Origin of the sequence: Bradyrhizobium pachyrhizi (genome assembly GCF_001189245.1) — a bacterium.
In the GTDB taxonomy this organism is placed as follows: domain Bacteria; phylum Pseudomonadota; class Alphaproteobacteria; order Rhizobiales; family Xanthobacteraceae; genus Bradyrhizobium; species Bradyrhizobium pachyrhizi.
The window spans coordinates 31,995-34,861 of record NZ_LFIQ01000089.1 but is presented as its reverse complement, the minus strand read 5'-3'; the positions used below and the strand labels follow the sequence as shown (position 1 = coordinate 34,861).

At 60.6% G+C, this 2,867-nt stretch carries 5 protein-coding genes; all 5 read left to right on the top strand.

Annotated features, from left to right (window positions below):
* The coding region (locus AKL29_RS21500) for a cupin domain-containing protein (RefSeq protein WP_050385573.1) at positions 1 to 606 on the top strand (606 nt) is incomplete at its 5' end.
* On the top strand, positions 603 to 950 hold the full coding sequence (locus AKL29_RS21495; RefSeq protein WP_050385532.1) for a DUF3147 family protein: 348 nt from the start codon (positions 603 to 605) through the stop codon (positions 948 to 950). The genes AKL29_RS21500 and AKL29_RS21495, both read left to right, overlap by 4 nt.
* On the top strand, positions 947 to 1,408 hold the full coding sequence (locus tag AKL29_RS21490) for a DUF3147 family protein (protein ID WP_050385531.1): 462 nt from the start codon (positions 947 to 949) through the stop codon (positions 1,406 to 1,408). Before AKL29_RS21495 ends, AKL29_RS21490 begins: the two co-directional genes overlap by 4 nt.
* A 213-nt stretch (positions 1,409 to 1,621) precedes the next feature.
* The gene (locus AKL29_RS21485) at positions 1,622 to 2,692 is read left to right on the top strand and encodes an ROK family protein (protein ID WP_050385530.1); all 1,071 of its coding nucleotides are present in this window, start codon (positions 1,622 to 1,624) and stop codon (positions 2,690 to 2,692) included.
* Positions 2,693 to 2,804: 112 nt separating this feature from the next.
* The coding region (locus tag AKL29_RS46690; RefSeq protein WP_430648887.1) for a DUF2934 domain-containing protein at positions 2,805 to 2,867 on the top strand (63 nt) is incomplete at its 3' end.

Here is a 2,867-nt window from a genome sequence, read left to right as displayed (position 1 = left end):
ATGCCGACTCTTGAAGACCTGAAGGGATACATGGAACGCGCGACCGGTTTGCAGCGCCCCGGCAAGCGGAAGGCTATGGATCTCGCGCGAGCGCGAAAACCTTATACGGTTCGCTTCCAGGACGACGGTCTCATCCCAAATCATCCGCGATGGCCGCTCATTATCTATCGAAACGTCGTCGCTTTCGGTAAGGGCCTGGACCCAGCGGCCGTGATCGAAGACCTTTTTGAAGCGAACGGATGGGGAGACAGCTGGCGAGATGGCATCTACGACTACGTCCATTACCACTCCAGGATCCATGAGGCGCTCGGCATCGCGCGTGGCAAGGGCCGCGTTCGGTTCGGCGGCAACAAGGGAAAGATCTTCACCCTGAAGGCTGGAGACGTCGCAGTTCTTCCCGCCGGCACAGGCCATCAGTGCCTTTCGGCGGACGATGAGTTCCTCGTCGTCGGGGCATACCCGCCGACCGGCACATACGACGAGTGCACAAGTGTCGAAGAGCGTCAGCGAGCGCTGAAAGCCATCCCGAAGGTGTCGGTGCCGCGCAAGGATCCGGTCTACGGGACCGGCGGGCCGCTCTCGAAGCTCTGGAAAGGAGCCAAATGACCGAGTACGTCATCCGCTTCCTCCTCGGGGGCGCCGTCGTATCGGCCTTCGCCATGCTGGGAGATATTCTGCGTCCAAAGAGCTTCGCCGGCCTATTCGGAGCAGCGCCCTCGGTCGCGCTCGCCACGCTTGGGATCGCGCTGTATCAGCACGGGGTCAACTACGCCGCCTTGCAAGCCGATGCGATGATTGCGGGAGCCATTGCGCTCGCCATCTACAGTGTCGTCGTCTGCCATCTGCTTGTCCGCGCAAAGCTGCGAGCGCTAACGGCTACTTTGCTGTCACTGGGCGTTTGGCTGGTCGCCGCGTTTGGGATCCTAATCGTCGCTGGAGGTCAGACGTGAGCCCGATCCGCTTTTCGTCGTCATCTCTCAAGCAAGGCCGCTGGTACGAATATCTGATCCGCTTCGCGCTCGGCGGTGCTGCGACCGTCTTCACCGGCCTCGTCAGCGGCCGCTATGGAGCAGCCGTCGGTGGCGTCTTTCTTGCCCTTCCAGCCATATTCTGCGCGAGCGCGACGCTGATTGAGAAGCACGAAATTCGCCGCAAGCGCGAAGCGGGTCTCATCGGCAAGCGTCGCGGGCAAATGGCGGCAGCCGTCGATGCCGCTGGCGCCGCGCTCGGCGCGCTGGGGATGCTGGCTTTTGCAGTCTGTTTTTCGATGCTGGTTTTGCGCAGCAACATCCCTGTCGCCTTTGTCGGCGCGTCCCTCGCTTGGCTGACTATCGCGGTAGCGGCGTGGTACGTGCGCCGGAAAATGCGATCACAGACCAGCGGCTTCGCGAATTCGCGAACCCGTTAGGGCTGATTGGATAGGAGGTGGCTTTTTCTTCATTCAGATCTGTAGTGAGGAAGCGGATCATCTCCGGTCAGAAGCTAATTTTGTTTGAGGAGCGCGATCTCTGCAGGTCGTCCCTGACCGTGCACGGGAAAAAGGAGACGCGAGGAACCGCGGTTGGCGCCGCGTGTTGAATGCAAAACCGTCCAGCTGCCCGCGGCTTGTGCAAGGTTTAGAATGGCCGACGAAACGATCAAGACCACCGGCATAGCCCCACACGGCGCCTCTCGCCTTCCGTGGGTCAAGATCGACAGTTTCAACCTCGAACTAAAAGATGAGGACGAATTCCTGGGGGACCGCGCCAGCAAGGGCGCCTTCCGGGAAATTCTCGAAAAGTGGCGAAAGCCGCTGCGCAAATCTGGCGAAGACCCCTTCGGGAAGGAGCATTCCGAGGACATCAGCAAGAAGGAGCTCGACGCCGTCCTTGGCGGTGACGATCCTGAAGCCTCCGTTGTCGTCCACAGCGCCATCGAGGACTTTGCGCAGGAGCTAGCCCGCGTAACGCGGCGGTTCCTAAAAGCGAAGGCCTGGGATAAAACCGAGCGCGTCGTGGTGGGCGGCGGTTTTCGGGACAGCCGACTCGGCGAACTTGCCATCGCCCGGGCCGAAATCCTCCTTAAGGCGGAAAACTTTAAGGTCGAGATGCTCCCGATCCATTCTCACCCGGATAACGCCGGCCTTATCGGCGCGCTATATCTCGCTCCATCCTGGATCTTCGAAGCTCACGACTCCATCCTTGCCGTGGACATCGGAGGCACGAACATCCGCTGCGGCGTCGTGGAAACGCGTCGCAAGAAGGCGCCGGACCTCTCCAAGGCATGCGTGTGGAAGTTCGAACTATGGCGTCATGCCGACGACGAGCCGTCGCGAGAGAACGCCGTGAAGCGCCTGGTCAAGATGCTCAAAGAACTGATCGCGAAGGCGGAAGACGAGGGATTCAAGCTCGCACCATTCATCGGGATCGCATGCCCAGGGGTCATCGAGAGCGACGGCTCGATCGAGAAGGGCGCGCAGAACTTGCCCGGCAACTGGGAGAGCAGCAAATTCAATTTGCCCGCAAGTCTCGTCGAAGCGATCCCGCAGATCGGGAAGAACGACACCGCCATCGTCATGCACAACGATGGGGTGGTGCAGGGATTATCCGAGATCCCCTTCATGCAGGACGTGAAGCATTGGGGCGTACTGACGATCGGCACCGGCCTCGGCAACGCCCGCTTTACCAACCGGGAGGGCAACGGCGAACGCTGAGGAGGGATTCGCGCGCGAGTGGAAATATGTGGCTGTGGTAACTAGCTGTCGAAGAGGCCGCGGCTAGCCGACACTCACCTCACGATCCGTACAGAGTAGAAGGAGGCCCGTAGTGACCCAACCGACCGAAAAGGAAATCGAGAAGCGCGCCTATGAAATATGGGAGCGGAGCGGT

Coding starts and splice junctions, on each gene's coding strand:
- AKL29_RS21495 (WP_050385532.1), top strand. CDS start 603: ATGACCGAGTACGTCATCCGCTTCCTCCTCGGGGGCGCCGTCGTATCG.
- AKL29_RS21485 (WP_050385530.1), top strand. CDS start 1,622: ATGGCCGACGAAACGATCAAGACCACCGGCATAGCCCCACACGGCGCC.